The sequence below is a fragment of the Phocaeicola sp. GP0067 genome, assembly GCF_031119655.1.
Lineage (GTDB): Bacteria > Bacteroidota > Bacteroidia > Bacteroidales > Bacteroidaceae > Phocaeicola > Phocaeicola vulgatus.
Window position 1 is genome coordinate 37,538 of the sequence record NZ_JAVHZY010000025.1, and the last position, 16,016, is coordinate 53,553.

At 37.4% G+C, this 16,016-nt stretch carries 15 protein-coding genes; 9 read left to right on the forward strand and 6 right to left on the reverse strand.

Annotated elements, in window-relative coordinates; translation table 11 throughout:
- The first annotated feature begins 354 nt into the window (after positions 1-354).
- From RE317_RS16575 to RE317_RS16585, 3 genes are all read left to right on the forward strand, one after another.
- The gene (locus RE317_RS16575; protein WP_303266263.1) at positions 355-1,698 is read left to right on the forward strand and encodes an RNA-directed DNA polymerase; all 1,344 of its coding nucleotides are present in this window, start codon (positions 355-357) and stop codon (positions 1,696-1,698) included.
- A gap of 13 nt (positions 1,699-1,711) precedes the next feature.
- Positions 1,712-2,122 carry a hypothetical protein gene (locus RE317_RS16580; protein WP_013611110.1) on the forward strand — a complete coding sequence of 137 codons (411 nt, stop codon included), beginning with the start codon at positions 1,712-1,714 and terminating at the stop codon, positions 2,120-2,122.
- Between the two features lie 186 nt (positions 2,123-2,308).
- Complete coding sequence (locus tag RE317_RS16585; protein WP_005779409.1) at positions 2,309-3,151, forward strand: DNA adenine methylase; 843 nt, start codon at positions 2,309-2,311, stop codon at positions 3,149-3,151.
- 301 nt (positions 3,152-3,452) lie between these two features.
- On the opposite strand, the gene RE317_RS16590 is transcribed toward RE317_RS16585, so the two are convergent.
- The 3 genes from RE317_RS16590 to RE317_RS16600 form a co-directional block, all read right to left on the reverse strand.
- Complete coding sequence (locus RE317_RS16590) at positions 3,453-3,833, reverse strand: hypothetical protein (RefSeq protein ID WP_008781706.1); 381 nt, start codon at positions 3,831-3,833, stop codon at positions 3,453-3,455.
- Between the two features lie 117 nt (positions 3,834-3,950).
- Complete coding sequence (locus RE317_RS16595) at positions 3,951-4,706, reverse strand: hypothetical protein (RefSeq protein ID WP_008781707.1); 756 nt, start codon at positions 4,704-4,706, stop codon at positions 3,951-3,953.
- Between the two features lie 17 nt (positions 4,707-4,723).
- The gene (locus RE317_RS16600; protein ID WP_008669790.1) at positions 4,724-4,858 is read right to left on the reverse strand and encodes a hypothetical protein; all 135 of its coding nucleotides are present in this window, start codon (positions 4,856-4,858) and stop codon (positions 4,724-4,726) included.
- 174 nt (positions 4,859-5,032) lie between these two features.
- Here RE317_RS16600 and RE317_RS16605 point away from each other — a divergent pair, with 174 nt between their 5' ends.
- A complete protein-coding gene (locus tag RE317_RS16605) occupies positions 5,033-5,314 on the forward strand; it encodes a hypothetical protein (RefSeq protein ID WP_008669788.1) in 282 nt (93 codons plus the stop codon).
- Between the two features lie 334 nt (positions 5,315-5,648).
- Here RE317_RS16605 and RE317_RS16610 read toward each other — a convergent pair whose 3' ends face one another.
- Positions 5,649-6,278 (reverse strand): hypothetical protein, encoded by a 630-nt coding sequence (locus tag RE317_RS16610; protein WP_008669786.1) that lies wholly within the window; start codon positions 6,276-6,278, stop codon positions 5,649-5,651.
- 804 nt (positions 6,279-7,082) lie between these two features.
- Between RE317_RS16610 and RE317_RS16615 the strand changes: the two genes are divergently transcribed.
- The 5 genes from RE317_RS16615 to RE317_RS16635 all read left to right on the forward strand — a co-directional run bounded on the left by RE317_RS16615 (position 7,083) and on the right by RE317_RS16635 (position 13,817).
- Positions 7,083-8,264 carry an ISAs1 family transposase gene (locus tag RE317_RS16615; RefSeq protein WP_008669784.1) on the forward strand — a complete coding sequence of 394 codons (1,182 nt, stop codon included), beginning with the start codon at positions 7,083-7,085 and terminating at the stop codon, positions 8,262-8,264.
- Between the two features lie 543 nt (positions 8,265-8,807).
- A complete protein-coding gene (locus RE317_RS16620) occupies positions 8,808-9,128 on the forward strand; it encodes a helix-turn-helix domain-containing protein (protein ID WP_008781710.1) in 321 nt (106 codons plus the stop codon).
- 18 nt (positions 9,129-9,146) lie between these two features.
- A complete protein-coding gene (locus tag RE317_RS16625) occupies positions 9,147-11,024 on the forward strand; it encodes a DUF262 domain-containing protein (protein ID WP_008669778.1) in 1,878 nt (625 codons plus the stop codon).
- Entirely contained in the window at positions 11,021-12,973 is a 1,953-nt protein-coding gene (locus RE317_RS16630; protein ID WP_008669775.1) for a DUF262 domain-containing protein, read from the forward strand. Before RE317_RS16625 ends, RE317_RS16630 begins: the two co-directional genes overlap by 4 nt.
- A gap of 55 nt (positions 12,974-13,028) precedes the next feature.
- Positions 13,029-13,817 carry a hypothetical protein gene (locus tag RE317_RS16635; protein WP_008669773.1) on the forward strand — a complete coding sequence of 263 codons (789 nt, stop codon included), beginning with the start codon at positions 13,029-13,031 and terminating at the stop codon, positions 13,815-13,817.
- Between the two features lie 497 nt (positions 13,818-14,314).
- On the opposite strand, the gene RE317_RS16640 is transcribed toward RE317_RS16635, so the two are convergent.
- Positions 14,315-14,902, reverse strand: a complete 588-nt coding sequence (locus RE317_RS16640; protein ID WP_008669772.1) for a glycoside hydrolase family 15 — start codon at positions 14,900-14,902, stop codon at positions 14,315-14,317.
- Entirely contained in the window at positions 14,902-16,008 is a 1,107-nt protein-coding gene (locus RE317_RS16645; RefSeq protein WP_008669768.1) for a hypothetical protein, read from the reverse strand. The genes RE317_RS16640 and RE317_RS16645 overlap by 1 nt, the downstream gene beginning before the upstream one ends.
- Positions 16,009-16,016: the final 8 nt, after the last annotated feature.

Genomic DNA, 16,016 nt, shown 5'->3' on the forward strand with positions numbered 1-16,016 from the left:
TGGGTAAATGTATTTAAAAGGCTTATCTTTGCATCGTTAAACCAAGTTTAACAGGTTGTTTTACCCTTAGTGTGACGCAGGCTTCGTGTGCGCCTCTCCGGTGCTAACGCTAACAATGGCACGAATGCAGGGGCGTTTGCTACGAATACGAACAATGCAGCCTCGAATTCGAATGCGAATGTGTCCGCTCCCCTATACTTTGCAGTTAGGAAACGGTTAGATGGGGTGAAAGACCTTGCCACTTGGCAAAAGATGACGAACGCTCAAAAGGACGCTGGTAGGCCGGTAACGGTTCGAACGCTTCCGAGTAAGGCAAAGCAGACACTCAGACACTCAGAACCGCAGAAACAGACCATGAAAAGGTATGGAAATTTGTTTGAACGAGTTGTCGAATATGGCAATCTCGAACAGGCGTTTCACAACGCCGCCCGTCACAAAACTCGCCGAAGCGAAGTAATAGAGTACGGCTCCCGTTTGGAGGCGAACCTATTACAGCTCCAGCGTGAACTTATCACCGGTACTTACCGCACCTCCGAGTACAAGACTTTTATCATTTACGAGCCTAAAGAGCGGAAGATATTCAAACTGCCATTCCGTGATCGTGTCGTTCATTGGGCTATCATGCAGGTGATTGAACCGATATGGCTCTCCAATTTCACCCGTGATACCTATTCCTGTATCCGTGGACGTGGTATTCACCCTCTTTTATACAAGCTCCGCCGTGATTTGAAAGCGGATCCGGAGGGAACCCGGTACTGCCTGAAAATCGATGTGCGCAAATTTTATCCGAGTATAGACCACGAGATCATGAAACAGGTAATCCGCCGAAAGCTGAAAGATGCCCGGCTGCTTGCTTTGCTTGACGGTATCGTGGACTCGGCAGAGAACGGAGTGCCTATTGGAAATTATTTATCCCAATTCTTTGCTAACCTTTATTTATCCGAACTGGATCATATCATGAAAGAAGAAATGGGCATCCGGTACTATTACCGCTTTGCCGATGATATTGTCCTACTGGATGGAAACAAGGAGAAACTCCACGGAACCCTCGTGTTTATCAACCACTACTTGAATAATGAACGTGCTTTGAGTATAAAGCCGAATTATCAGGTCTTCCCGGTAGAGAGCAGGGGTGTCAATTACGTGGGATACGTGACGTTCCATGATTATTGCCTCGCCCGCAAGCAGAACAAGAAAAACCTCTGCCGGGAGGTGGCCAAACTACGAAAACGTGGAATGAGCGATGAGGAGATCCGGATAAAGGCATCCAGCCGGTTGGGGTTCATGCAGCATTGCAATAGTATTTATTTATTAAAAACTCTCAATATGAAAACATTCAGTGAAGTAACGAACAGCAGTGGTAATCTCACGGGAGATAAGTACCACATTGATGACATTTTGAACAGGGAAATCCACCTGAAAGGCTTCGAGATAAAAGCCTCCAAGTACAAGGGTGAATGCCTGATCATCCAGTATGACATCTACGAGCAGGTAAAGGACAAGACCGGAGCTTTGCTCACTGATGATGACGGTTCTCCAAAAATGGATTGGGTGGAACATATCACTTTTACCGGTTCGGAGGCTCTTATCAAACAGTTGAAAGATGTGGTGTTGGATGAACCCTGTTCGGCAAAGATTATTAAACAACCAATCGGTGACCGGGGTAAATGCTTTTATAAGATAACCGATCCCGATTAAAATATCGGTGATTATGTACAAAGGGATTTATGCAGAAAAAAAGACTTTTTCAAAGTTCGATAATGAACATTATTTGTGCTATCTGAACGAGCAGCGTGAGGAGTATTCTCCTGAACCGGATGCCCGTTCGGGTGAGGTGACTGAACCGGTGTCCGCTCCCATATTGGGATATGCCTATACAGGAAGTATGGCGGACGGAGGTACTCTGATTGAAGCGAGGGAGGCTACTTATGACGAATTTGTTTCTGGGTTGATCCGCACGAGGTACTCGGCCAGCCGGGTGGAGGCAATCCAGTCAAACCGTATGATAGCCTTTGTCAATCCGGAGCATGAACGGGCATCCGAATTTATTTCCGAGTGGGATGATTTCCAGTCTTACCGGGAACAATGCAAGGAACAAGCTAATGCGCTTATAAACGGATAAATGCCTGTCGGGGGCAGGCAAGAAAAAGCCCCCGGCCTGTAAGTAGTTATCTCACCCACATACTTACACAAAGATGCGACCAACCGCACAGCCGGGGGCTAAATACCCTCTGCTGCGGTTGGTCGCATTTGTATGTTATGTGAGTGAGATGTCGCAAAGATAGTAACATTTAAAGGAATAACAGCAATGAAAACACCTATTTCTTACTACGGAGGCAAGCAAACCCTCCTTAAACATATTCTGCCTCTGATCCCCAAGCATAAACTTTATACAGAGGCTTTCTGCGGCGGTGCTGCAGTATTGTTTGCCAAGCGTCCGGCTGATGGCGAAGTTATAAACGATATCAGTATGGATATAACGAACTTTTATTGGATGGCTAAAGTCTATTATCGTGACCTGAAACAGGAGATTGAGAAGACTTTGCACAGCCGGGATATGCACGCCCATGCCGGACATATCCTGCAGTATCCTCAATTCTTCCAACCGGTGCAGCGGGCGTGGGCTGTTTGGGCGTTGTGTAAAATGTCCTTTGCCAGCATGATGGACGGTTCATTCGGTTATGACTTTGGTGGTGGAATGCCGAAAAAACTGCGTAATGCAAAGGATGAGTTCACGGAATGGCTATGCGCCCGGCTTGATAACGTGACCATAGAGAACCGGGATGCGCTGGATGTCATCTCCACTTATGACTCGCCCGATACGTTTCATTTTGTGGATCCGCCGTATATAAACAGTGATTGCGGCCATTACGAGGGTACATTTGATGAGTATTGCATGGAGAAGCTCCTGCAGCTTTTGGAGCAGGTGAAAGGTAAGTTCATGCTGACAATGTTTCCCCTGCCAATGATAGAGGAATACGCAAACAAAAACGGATGGATAATCCACCGGGTAGAAAGAACCATCAGCGCATCAAAGACGAGCCGAAGAAAGCAGGAGGAATGGATGGTATGCAATTATGAAGAACACCCGCAGCGAACTTTGTTTGATTACAAAGACAGCAGCGATGTTGATGCAACAGATGCCTCCTAAATACTGTATAAAGATAGTCATTTCTAATGAATTGCACAAATATTGGAACGTATTTTTTATGTGAAAATGCAATAATTTTAAAGGCTTTCAAACACCATTCAAATGACGTTTGAAAGCCTTTTTATATCGTGCGTGTGCGATAATTTTTTCACATTTCGTTTTATACCCTGATTATCGCATTTCGTTTTTTATACCGCTCGCATTTCGTTTTGCCGATTATACATTTTCTCACTTTTATTTTTAGTGTATTTTTTTATTTGCCAAATATATATTCACTTACCGATGAACAAAGAATTTATATCTACTTCTGGTCTTCCATCCCAAGCATCCTCTTGATATCTTTCAGTATTTTGGTATAATTGTCAGATATTTCCTTCTCCGTCCTGAACGCGACTACCGGCAGCGGTTCCTCCTCCAGTTCGAACAGCCTGAACTTCTTCCTGAAATGTCCTTTGATATTGGAACGGTTTCCCATTCCGATAAATTCCACTGGTTCCAGTGAGGCGAAGTCCTTTGATTCATATATCCCTTCCTTCTGTGTGCTAATGGTCACGCTGGAATTACGGCCGCCACTGCTGCTGCCGGAACTGGTGGATTTCTTCTCCTTCTCGTATTTCCCGAAAAAGAGAGGGTAATATTTCAATGCCTCCACATCCTGTGTGCGGCCCAGAAAGATCCGCACGCTACATTTGTAAAGGAATGATCAGTACAGCAAGAGGCTATGAAAGAAACGGTAAGGAAAAAGACTAAGGATATGACAAAAAAACGTCAGAGATATGGAAGGACAGCTTTTCCTTTCCTATTTCCGTATTGTTTCATAAAGCAGCCCGCCTACGTCTATTCCAATATCAAACTTCTTAAACTTGTAGCGTGGTATGACTATTGGAACCACATTCCAACCTTTCTCCGGATTGTAATAATTTTGTATGCCGACTTCCATTTCCAACCGGTCTGTAAAATCATACCCGGCAGTAATGCCATATGTATTTCTATAAAAGCCATACTGGTAAGTCGGTGTATATGCTCCAAACACTTTTAGTCTTAATCTTTCATTTGGGTGATAAATCATTGCGCCATAGATGCCAAAAGCCTGTCCGGTACTTTTGGGAAAGTTATATTTGGTGGCATTAATGCCCAGTCGGGTTTCAAAATCATTGTTGAATTGATGATGAAACATTATTGAAGCCTCGTTTATCCGTCCTATTCTCGGCAACGTGGTTTGTGAGCCACTGCCATAGAAATGAGAGAAAATATGTCCGCTTGTACTATAGTCCCCATAAAACATTGGAGTAGGATTAATGTAATATAGTGGTATATAGAAAGGTCTATCCGCTTTAAAATTTGTGTTGTCAATGGCTGTTTCTACGTCTTTCGCATTGGGATTGGGCAATAATAAATCTGTTTTATTGAACGGTATACGTACTTTATCAGAGAGAATTCTTGAACTGTCATTTTTAAGTTTGATATGGTTCTCTCTGATGTTTTCTTGCCCGTTAGCACCAAATATAAACAGGCAGAGCATCAATGTTATATATATGACTTTTACAAGTTGCATAAACTGATATGATACAGTTATTTATTCTTTAAAGTCACTTTTACTTTTTCTGTTTGGCTGTGCGGATTATAAGTAAGACTTGCACATCCTGATAAATATATAACAACACTGGCTAAAATAGCTATTATGATATATTTTTTTAGGTTTTTCATGTTACTAATTTTTATATCGCAAAAGTAGGCAAATCATTCTCAGTTTAAGGTTTATAGTTCTGTATTTCCCTTAATTTTCCTAAATTAAAAGTTCAGATTGTCAAATCTACAAAAGTTTGTATACATTTGTGTAGTTTAATATATTAATTATGAAAAGAATAATCGTTTTTTGCAGTGATTGTACAGATGGTGCTTCTTTCCAATTGTGTTGAGAAACAAGGATATTATAACGATGGAGAAGAAAGCATTATCGCACTAATATGTGATATAACCTGGACTGGCGGAAAAAAAGAGTATGAAGACGGAAGCTCTTGGGAATCTATTTGGAATTTCGATAAAGATGGAATATATACACGAGCCAATGTAGAGATTGATAAGGATGGGAACAAAAAAGAAGGTGAGATTCGTGGAAGATGGTCTTTCGCCACTCCTAACTTTAGCACATTATATTTTTAGTCATTATTGGGATATTAAAGAACTGGATAAGACAATCTTTTCATTCTACGATAGAACAGGAGAACTGAACGATCCAACTACGTCTAAAGAATATGTTGAATTTTACCCATACAATGATGGGAAAACTAATTATACAACGTATTTAATTATCAAAATGCAGTTAGACACTGAAAAGTGTTTTTTTAGGGAGGGTAACACTCCACTATCGCTTTCTTTTTGATATTCTATAAGTACAAAAGTTAGAAAGCCCCAGCGGAAACGCCGGAGCCTTATAGGCTTGCGTTAGGGTAGCTTGTTCTCTGTATTTCTGATACAGGAGCATTAGGCCCCAAAATTACTTCGATATTTTGACGTAAACAGTTCCTTTACTTGAAGGTTTATCCTCCTCCAAACGAATTGTATAATAGACATAATCATCAATACCATACTTCTCATACCATTTTCGTGGCTCTACTTTTGAATCACGTAATCCACAAAACCAGATTCCACCTTGCACCGAAATACCAGAGGTATAACTTATAATAGGAATATCAAAACCATCACCAGGTGTATACGTTTCCATTAGAATCTTATGTCTATCCAAGCGTACCGTATCTGTGAACAATGGCATATTGTCTACTGGTGGATAAAAACAAGTTAAACGTATGCTATCTTCTTTGTATGGTGCTACCATAAAATCAAGTGTTTCTACACTATCGACCAATATAAAATGTACGAAATCAGGTAAAAGTTCTCTTTCTGTAAACATACCATTGTTGCAAGATATTTTTTTTAGCTTGGCTCGTTTCCCATTGAATTCACCCTTGATAGTCAGATTCAGATGTTGTACACCTTGCATCCGGAAATATTCTTGTAAAATAACAGGAAGGGAATTTGTTATATTTTCATAATTCACTTTCACTTGTTGCCCCTGCATGGTAATGCTAAAAAGGAGTAATACACCTAATAGAAATCTTGTTTTCATTTTCATTATTTACTTTGAACTATAATTTTTATTTTTCCTATTACTTTCAGTTTGTCACGTTCCCGGCAAAGTTCCCGGTGTGTGCTTTCTCCTTATACATCTGAAGAACTTTGATTTCGTTATGCAATCAGTCGTTTTCTTCTTAAAGTAACTGAAGGGTTTTGCCTGTTCTGTTGCCACGCTTTCTGCTTTGCCTTTTGCTTCTGTAGCCGGAAGCTATTTTGCTGTCTGTTCCCGGACTTCCTATAATAGTTGACGAATGGCTTCTGTTCTCTCATCGCTTGCTCTTCAGATTAAATTCTGTGCATTCAAAGTATTCCAAGGCGAACGAAACGAAGTCATTACAAAATATGCCGTTTACCTAGCAGTTATTTAGAAAATCTCGACAAACATTGGTATTCAATAAGTTCAAAACTTGTTTGAAAAACTCAAATACACGTAAGGTACAATATTACAATATTTAAAAATCTGATAATCAAAATATTAGAAATGATTCGCAATTCCCGAAAGCCTTTGACTCTATACAAATGTATGAAAAAATGGTATATTTTCCAAGCTTTTTCAATATTTTCTACACGGCTCTTTCATTTAAAACAACCTCTATAATCCTTGTTATTCTCCGAAAAACCATTATTTTTGCGCACAGCGATGCAGGAAGCACCGCTTCCGGTGTTTCTTTTTATCGTTCATATAAAATTATTTTTGTAGGCGGAAATCAAATGCGACAGAGGTCGTTTTTTGATTTCCGCCTTAATTTTCGCTATGCGAAAATACGATTTATTTTACTGATATGTAACATTTTGCATGTCTAATATATTAAAAAAGGAACATGCATCCTACCGTCGTAGCAGCATAATGAAACATCTGAAAGAATTTGTGAAATCAGTGCCGGATTACCGCAGGACAGACAAGGGAAACTACAAATACAAGCTGGAAGATATTCTTCTCCTTGTAATACTCGGACGGCTGGGCAAGTGTATAACAAGTCCGGATATAATCAGATTTGGCAAGCGTAATCTGAAACGCTTCCGCTCTTTAGGAATTTTGTTGGACGGCGTGCCTTCTGAACCTACGCTCTGCCGTATATTCAAACATATTGATGATGAAGCCATGTCTGAGCGGATGTCTGAATTTACCTCCACCTTCCATGATGAGCTTGTCGGTTGTGCCGGGGACATCCTCTGTATTGACGGCAAGGCAATGAGAGGGACGGTACTTGAAAACGGACGCAACCCCGACATCGTATCCGCCTATTCCCTTGAAGGAGGTGTCACCCTTGCCACAGACATGTGCGAAGAAAAAAGCAACGAAATAACTTCCGTACCCAAACTGTTGGACAAGGTGGATGTGTCAGGATGCATAGTTACGGCAGACGCCATGTCCTTCCAGAAAGCCATCATAGATAAAATCCGGGAAAAAGGCGGTGATTTCCTTATCGAGCTGAAGGCGAACCAGAGGACTCTGCGATATGGGGTTGAGGACAATGTCGAACTTGCAGAGCCTGTGGATGTATATTCGGAAGGCCCTTTCCTTGAACATGGCAGAATAGAGACCAGGGTATGCCGTATCTTTCGTGGAAATGACCTGATTACGGACAGGGAAAAGTGGAATGGAAATCTGACGGTTGTCGAAATACGGACTGCAACGGAAAGAAAATCTGATGGTCAGAAATCTTCCGAGAGAAGGTTCTATGTTTCCAGTTTTCACGGAAGTGCCCGGCGGCTGGGCACAATAGCCAGAATGCATTGGGCAATAGAAAGCATGCACTGGGACCTTGACCGCAACCTGAGGCAGGACTTCATCAGGCGGAATAGTGCAAGGTCCGCCAGAAACCTTGACACGATACAGAGGATGGTACTGGCAATACTTTCGATATGGAAAGGTAAAAGGAAAAAGCCCTCCGAAAAGGCTAAGGGAACGGCCGAACTTATCGGAGAACTTTCCTTGGACTTTACCGCAATGATGCATATGCTGGATCAAAAATGAGATAATTTGTAATCTCAGAGGATTCGTAACGTTTTGGGTATCAATCATAACAAAATCCCTGCTTCCCATAAGAAGTGGGTGGGGGAATTATGTGCCTTTATCTAAGCTTAAATGAAAGAGCCGTGTATTTTCTACAAGGTACAAAAAGTGAAGTATTCATGTAGTTGTATAGTGTATTAATGTATCAAGATATAATTTGAATTACTATCTTTTACAATTGGTGAATTGTGAGACAGTTTAGGGAATAATCTACTTTTGTGGTAAGCATTATGTGACAGCAGTCAATATTTTCTAAGATTACCTTAGTAGTAATATTTTGAACAGAAAAAGAAGTGTTATTTCTTTTATTGTTCAAAATATGGTTATCTTTTTAGAAATAATATATGTTGAAATATAAACTCTATGGATAATATAATAAATCTCAATGTCCGATGATATGACCAAGTAGATTACGGCAAGATTAAATTCGAAAATTGATTTCTGTAATACATCATATAATAAAGTAAAACATTTATATTTGCATATTATATGATATGTTGAGCTATGACAAAAAGTACAATGGGTACCAAGTTGCCAAGAAAACTGGAGCAGAAGATGCAAATGGTGGGTGAACAAATCAGATTTGCACGATTGCGTAGAAACCTTAGTGTCGCACAGATTGCCGAACGTGCCACCTGTTCACCCCTTACGGTTTCACGCATAGAGAAAGGTGTACCGACAGTGGCAATAGGCATTTATCTTAGGGTGCTTTATGCGCTTCAACTGGATGATGATATTCTTCTTCTTGCAAAAGAAGATGCAATGGGAAAGGTCTTGCAGGATTTGAGCCTTAAGAAACGAGAAAGAGCATCTAAAAAGAAATAAAAATTAAGAATTGGTAATATGTTGTATATCTATCCGGAAACAGTAGAATCAGTCAGAAAATTTGTAAATAAAAAATGGCCAGATAAGAATAAAGAGGTGTATTGCCAGGAAAATGAAAGTGCTTGGCATCAGAATAGGTATATATTGATTACTGTCTCACCTCGGATTAATTTTAAAGTAGTACATTATGAATATATTAATGGCTACTTGGAGTTGCATCTGGAGGATGATTATTATGGTAATACATTCAATCAGAGATTGTATAAATATCTTCGTGATAACATCGATACGGAATCGGGTGATTATTTATGGCATAATTGGAATGGAATGAAACAAGGACGATTACGCTATGAATATAAAATTGGAGATCTTCTGGAATTAGCAGATTATCTTACAAAATTTATTAGTAAGATCGATCCATTGATTGAAGATTTCCTAAATACTTATTATGACGGAAATAATGATACTCAAAAGGAGATTTTTACAGTATCATCTATTGATTTTAATAAAATTGAAGATGGTGCTTCTGTCAACATTAATATTACAGATGGAACTGGAAGCAAAGTTGTCCTTCATACGATGTCATTAAAAGATGTACTTTCCTTAAAATTAAAGATACCGGATTATCAACGTATATATTGCTGGCCGCAAAAAAATGTAGAACAGCTGCTGGATGATATTTTTATTCCTAGGAATCATAAATATCATTTAGGGACATTGATTCTTCAAAAGAAAGGTGATGATTATGATATCATTGATGGCCAACAAAGAACTGTTACTTTGGCGCTCATTTTACGTGCTATGTGTATTGATAACATTCTTTTATTGAAAGAAAAATTTGATTCTGTTGAAGCTCAAAAATATATAGGATATAACAGATATATTATTGAAATGTATCTTGATAGACATTACCCCAACATTGAAACACGTAGTAAAGAAGCCAAAAAAATTCTTGATATAATTTCGTTTGACGTACTAGTTCTTAATGATTCTTCACTTGAACTTGCTTATACGTTCTTTTCAACACAGAACGCCAGAGGAAAGGCTTTGACAGATTATGAGTTATTAAAATCACATCATCTCAGATTCATTCCTGAAAGCCATGAAGCTCAACAACGTCATTTGGCAAAGATGTGGGATAAGCTTCTTGTGAAAAGTGAACGGGAAAATGGGGATAGAAGTGTATCAATTATCTTAGGCATATATTTATATTGCCTCCGTAAGTGGACAAGAAAACAATATTGGTATATAAAAGAACCAAATAGGGTTAAGAATGAGTTTGAAGCAGCTCCAACTATACCAGAGATTCCACCTTTTGGCGAGAGATTCGATTTTATGGACCCAATACAGGGAGGAACACATTTCTTTGCTTTTGTAAATGCATTCATTCAGCATTATAATCATTTTATTGAGACAAAACAATACCATATACTTTGGGAAACCATTTCATGTTCTGGATTAATTGAAATAAATATTAACGGTAACGATGACAATAAAAAGTTATCGGAAGGAAAGCGACGGACTCATTGGTGGTACGGGGATGTCATAGCGGCATTTTTATTCGCCTATTATATGAAATTTGGAAACCAATACCTATCTGAAGCCTTAACTTGTATAACAAGGATTGTATCTCAATTAAGGTATGAGAAAAGTAAAGCCAATAAGCAATCCATAATGGATAAAGCAGGGGAGATGGAAATCATAGTAATGATAAATCAGGCTACATCACCAACATTCTTCCTTGCAAGTGCACGGGATATCATAAAACGTCTCCCATATTTTGATAAAAATCTGAAAGGAATAAGAGTTGATTATTTCAATAAAGAAATGTCACTTTATGAACAGAACGAAAAAAATTATCTTATTGACTCATTTAAAACACTTCATAACAAATGACGAATATAAAACAAGCTTATACTCCAAGAAAAATTGTAGATTCAGGATTATTCTTCAGTATTCCTTTATATCAGAGATTATTTGAGTGGGGAGAGGATCAGATAATCCAGCTACTTGATGACCTTTACTCTTCATACAAAAGAGACAAAGAATCTGCATATTACATTGGAATGCTTACAGTCAAAAGAACTGAAAGCAGTATAGAACTTGTCGATGGTCAGCAACGCTTTACCGCAATGATTCTTTTAGGGATCCATTTCAAGTGGAATGATTTTCTATATCTCTCTACTGAACATGATAATATCTTGCGTCTACAATTTACAGCGCGAGAAGAAGACAAAAAATATCTTGAAGCAAAAATCAAGGGAATAGAGTGTTCGTTCTTAAATGAAAAAATGGAAAATGGATTGAATTATATTTCAAAACACTTGAAGAAAATACTACAGAATAATTCAGATAAAGATTTTGAGAATTATATTTTCGAGAAACTAACATTTTTTCTTTCTGAACTTCCAAGAAACTATTCCCCTATGGAATTGAATACTTATTTTGAAAGGATGAACACCTCGGGTAAATCATTGGAGAATTATGAAATACTCAAAGTCGATATCATCCGGCGTTTGCGCACTGATAAGGAAAAATATACTCTTCTTTGGAATGCTTGTAGCATAATGGAGAAGATGATTCTCAGAAAACATAACAATGAACAGCTCGACAGCTTGAGGAATCGTTATAAAAATGTTATGATTGAGATAATCCAAAACGGGAATATAGATAATGCATTTGAAAAATATCAAACTAAATTTGATATTGAAGAGGAGGAGGATTCTGACGACAATCAGGACTTGGAAGCTACCTCTATAGCTATTGGTGACATAGCCATCAATACTGAGAATCCATATAAGATTGTAAAACGACGTACTGATGAACATTCACTCCTGACATTTCCAGAATTTCTTTTGCAGGTATTATATATATGCCTTAATATGAATATTTCTGAACAAGAAAAGGATGGAAAGGTAGTAGAAGGTATGCTTGTTACAGATTTCTTTGATGTGAGAAAACTATGTGACACTTTCAAGTGGGCCTTTGATAAACGTGATCTTGATGCAGAAATTTTTATGCGGAAACTGGGATTGTATCGTCTGATTACAGATTATTTCATTATTAGAATGAACGATGAAGATGAGGAGCCTTACCCATTTAAATTATATAGAGGAGATGACAAAGAGAAGATGAAGGTTAGGATGTATCTTGCTATGCTATATTCCGCTTCATCAGCCATGACATATTATATGTGGATGCCCCAATTGCTAACCTATTTGGAATGTTTTGTTTCAATTAATAATAGTCTTGATATTAACGCTACAGAATATCTTGCCAAACTTAAGGCAATAGATAATAAATGGCATCCAGAACAAAGCGTTGTCGATAATAATCTGACATACACAACCATTGATAGATATTGGTTTTGGAGAATAGATTACTATTTATGGGAACAAAGAGAGTTATTCTTTAAAAATGAGTTACTCAATGTCGTTGAAAAATATGTATTCAGAAGGAATCGTTCTATTGAGCACATTGCCCCACAGCATCCTAAAGATGAGTATGGTGACAAAACTAGATTCTATTGGGACGATGAATCTCGACCGGAAGTTGCTTGGAAACGAGATTGTCTGGGTAATATGGTCATGATATCTTCTGGTCAGAACAGTACATTGACTAATTCCTGTTTTGAAGTTAAACATGCAGTTATGCAGAGATATGCATCCGGAAACGGAACCGTTGAAAGTCTGAAAATGTTATATGTTTATTCAAAATATAGCAGTTGGTCTTTAGATAATATTGATGAACATCATCTTTTTTCAATGAAGGTATTGAAATGTTCGTATGAAAGAGACAGTAGAGGATGGAATGATTTTCACAATATAAATATGAGGAAATTGTGAGAGTATGAACTAAAATTATTGTATAAAAATTGCAAAATGACAAACAAAGAAATGTATGGTTAAAGATTTACAATATTTTATTAATGCAGAAAATGAATTTTGCAAGGAACATCCAAATTATGGAGAACTATTTTTTGATACTTCTATTGGAGAGATGAGTGAACAAGGTATAGATGACCGACTTAATTATCTTTCTGATAGAATAATATCGAACTGTAACAAAATAATTAAAGAACCATCAGAGAAGGAGCTTGAATTTAAATTGTCTGATGTTCAGAGAGTATTATTGAGATTATTTTTAGGAAAATATTCATATATTTTTAGGGATGATTACTACTATGAAGGAATTACGGATTTTATACAAAATCTATTCGATACTTTAGATGATATGGTAAATAAAGCACCGATAAATACTGATCCTATCTTATATCGTTTTTGTAATGATTATGACAAATGCGATATGAAAGTCGGAGATATTATCAATATTCCTCATAATTTGACTTGCACAAATTATGATTGGCATAAGGAAAGGTATAATAATGTTTATATCATTTCTCCTTTGAAAAATGGAAAAACTAGGGCACGAAACCTTTTTGAGATATGTAAACATGGCGATGAAATGCAAATAGATTTTTTGCGAAATACCAGGTTTCAAGTTGAGAAAATAGAGCAAGCTCAAGAAACAGAATATAAAAAAATATATTTAAAAGAATTGGGTAGTGATGTCAAACCATTTTCTGGACAGTGCCTATTCTTGAGGGTAATACTCTCTTATGCAAGATCTAACATCAATAATTCTATTTTGCAATACTCACTTTACCAGAGGCTTACAAATGAAATGTGAAGTCTCCGGTAATGATATTTTTGATATAAATCTGTGCCACAAACTCATACAGACCGCCAAACAAGTAGGCGTGAGTCTGTTGCAAACTTTTTATACAGCCGGGCTCTAAACTGCTCAGCCAGACACTCTGAAACAGCGAATACGCTTTCTCTTGGCTTTGATTATCACGCTATAAGTAACCGGTCAAAAAACGCATTTATTCTATTGTTGGGATAATGCTGGATTAGTGTCTGTGACACTAACTGTCAAGGGTATCGGCGGCTTATTTTAACCATTGGTAACCTCAGCATTCAGTTTCTTTTTAAGCCAAAGCTAATAGTCGCTCGTTTTCGCATAATCCGCTTCATCATTGATTACGCGAACTATATCAACATCCGAAAACCTCCATTTGGAATGTTCTTCATCCCAAACGGCCCGCACCTAGCAGTCATTATAGAACCGAATGAACATTTTGACCTAGTCCTCTATTTTAAATCTGATATTTATAATCCGAAAAATTAATCTAAAGATTCTGCTTCTTCATCGTCATTATTATCTGTCTTAACATCTTCTGATGAGATCATAAATTTGATGATTTCATTCAAGAATGCTCTATCTTTAAAGAAATGATCAGGATTATCTTCTAATTTGTCAGCTATATAATCAAAACCATAATTTGCATATTGTTCCATCTTATCAATAAGCAAATCTACCACCTTACGAGATGTTATTTCTCCTTTATCAAGTGCAATCCAATCAACTTCTGTTTTAGCAACTAATGCCATAAACATATACTCTCTAATTCGAGAATACTGTTTACGTCCTGAACGTGATTCAATATTACCCCAGTTCTCAATTGCCCATCCAAAACTCTTGCGTTTAGACTTATCAGCAACAAGTTCTTTCGTTTTATTAAAATATAATCCAATGAAGAATGCAATGATAAATATTTCATAACCAGCACCAAACTTTTTTGCGCGTGTTTCTTGATAACTGGTTGTACCTTTACCATAATTACAAAAAACTTTGATAATAGTATCTTCATATTTTGTCTCCCATTCTGGATTGCGCTTTGCCCAAATTTCTAATATTTTTTCTGCTGCCATTATTTAATCGGAGTTATTATTGTTCTTATTGTTGACAAATCTTCTTGATCGTACCCGGCTTTTTTCTCAATTCTATATACCGAGCAAGTCATACTCTCAATTTTTTCAGTGTTTAATGTTTTATGACCAGTTTTCTTATCAACCTCAAGCAAATCTTTAGTAACAATTATACATTGTTTATCAATTTTGTCAATGATATTGTAGAAAACATTCTCTTTGAAATCCTCAAAAGAAGACGTAGGTGCATCAAAAATCAGGGGATAGTTTTCTTCCTTTTTTAATGTAGTCAAGCCTGATATGGCAAATAGAAGTGACATATACATAGTAGTTTCTTGAGCACCACCAGGATCTTTAATATATGTTCCATTAGAACTAAAGAGCCTAATTTCTGCGGAGTCATTTGCCGTTTGACGAATACGAATTTCACCGCGAAAATCATTTTCATTTAGTAATTTGAAGTATTCATTAGTCTTCTCAGAAAGCGAAGCTAAGAACCGACGTAGATTTTCTTTCTTTGCATTAATAAAAGCTTTCATAACCTTATCTAGCAGAGTATGAACTTTACCATAAACTTTTGCCATGCCAGATGATGGTTCTAAGCTATCAAATTCTTGTCTAACTCTTTCTAAGTCATTCTGATAATCTTTCATCTCAGCCTTATAGTCAGAAATACGCTGCTTGGCTCTATTGCGTTGTTCAAAGTAGCCTTTAATATCATTGAAATTTTTATCAAGCATATTTTCAGAAATACCATTAGCTTGTATAAGCAAGCGTGATTTTTCATCTTCAATTTCTTGAATTTCTGCTTCGACAATAGCTATATCTTTTTTCCTATCATCAACGAATTCTATAAGGTCTTTGACTTCTTGGTATTTTTTTGCTATTTCCATTGCTGTAGTACCTCCAAAACTAATAGACATAGCATGTAAATCCTCTATGGCACGCCCTTCGAATAATGGCTTTTCTTTCAGTTCTTCCGCCTTAATATCAGCCTCTTCTTGCATATGACGTATATATTCATGGAGTTTACCCTCCATGAACTTATATTCCTCAGTTCCCCTTAATGCAGGACGGCCGCAAACCTTACAAATTTCATCATCAAGCATTTCGCGCA

What these genes read in the sequence shown, in the direction of transcription:
- RE317_RS16575 (WP_303266263.1), top strand. Translation starts at nt 355, where the DNA reads ATGAAAAGGTATGGAAATTTGTTTGAACGAGTTGTCGAATATGGCAAT.
- RE317_RS16580 (WP_013611110.1), top strand. Translation starts at nt 1,712, where the DNA reads ATGTACAAAGGGATTTATGCAGAAAAAAAGACTTTTTCAAAGTTCGAT.
- RE317_RS16585 (WP_005779409.1), top strand. Translation starts at nt 2,309, where the DNA reads ATGAAAACACCTATTTCTTACTACGGAGGCAAGCAAACCCTCCTTAAA.
- RE317_RS16595 (WP_008781707.1), bottom strand. Translation starts at nt 4,706, where the DNA reads ATGCAACTTGTAAAAGTCATATATATAACATTGATGCTCTGCCTGTTT.
- RE317_RS16600 (WP_008669790.1), bottom strand. Translation starts at nt 4,858, where the DNA reads ATGAAAAACCTAAAAAAATATATCATAATAGCTATTTTAGCCAGTGTT.
- RE317_RS16610 (WP_008669786.1), bottom strand. Translation starts at nt 6,278, where the DNA reads ATGAAAACAAGATTTCTATTAGGTGTATTACTCCTTTTTAGCATTACC.
- RE317_RS16615 (WP_008669784.1), top strand. Translation starts at nt 7,083, where the DNA reads ATGTCTAATATATTAAAAAAGGAACATGCATCCTACCGTCGTAGCAGC.
- RE317_RS16620 (WP_008781710.1), top strand. Translation starts at nt 8,808, where the DNA reads ATGACAAAAAGTACAATGGGTACCAAGTTGCCAAGAAAACTGGAGCAG.
- RE317_RS16625 (WP_008669778.1), top strand. Translation starts at nt 9,147, where the DNA reads ATGTTGTATATCTATCCGGAAACAGTAGAATCAGTCAGAAAATTTGTA.
- RE317_RS16630 (WP_008669775.1), top strand. Translation starts at nt 11,021, where the DNA reads ATGACGAATATAAAACAAGCTTATACTCCAAGAAAAATTGTAGATTCA.
- RE317_RS16635 (WP_008669773.1), top strand. Translation starts at nt 13,029, where the DNA reads ATGGTTAAAGATTTACAATATTTTATTAATGCAGAAAATGAATTTTGC.
- RE317_RS16640 (WP_008669772.1), bottom strand. Translation starts at nt 14,902, where the DNA reads ATGGCAGCAGAAAAAATATTAGAAATTTGGGCAAAGCGCAATCCAGAA.
- RE317_RS16645 (WP_008669768.1), bottom strand. Translation starts at nt 16,008, where the DNA reads ATGCTTGATGATGAAATTTGTAAGGTTTGCGGCCGTCCTGCATTAAGG.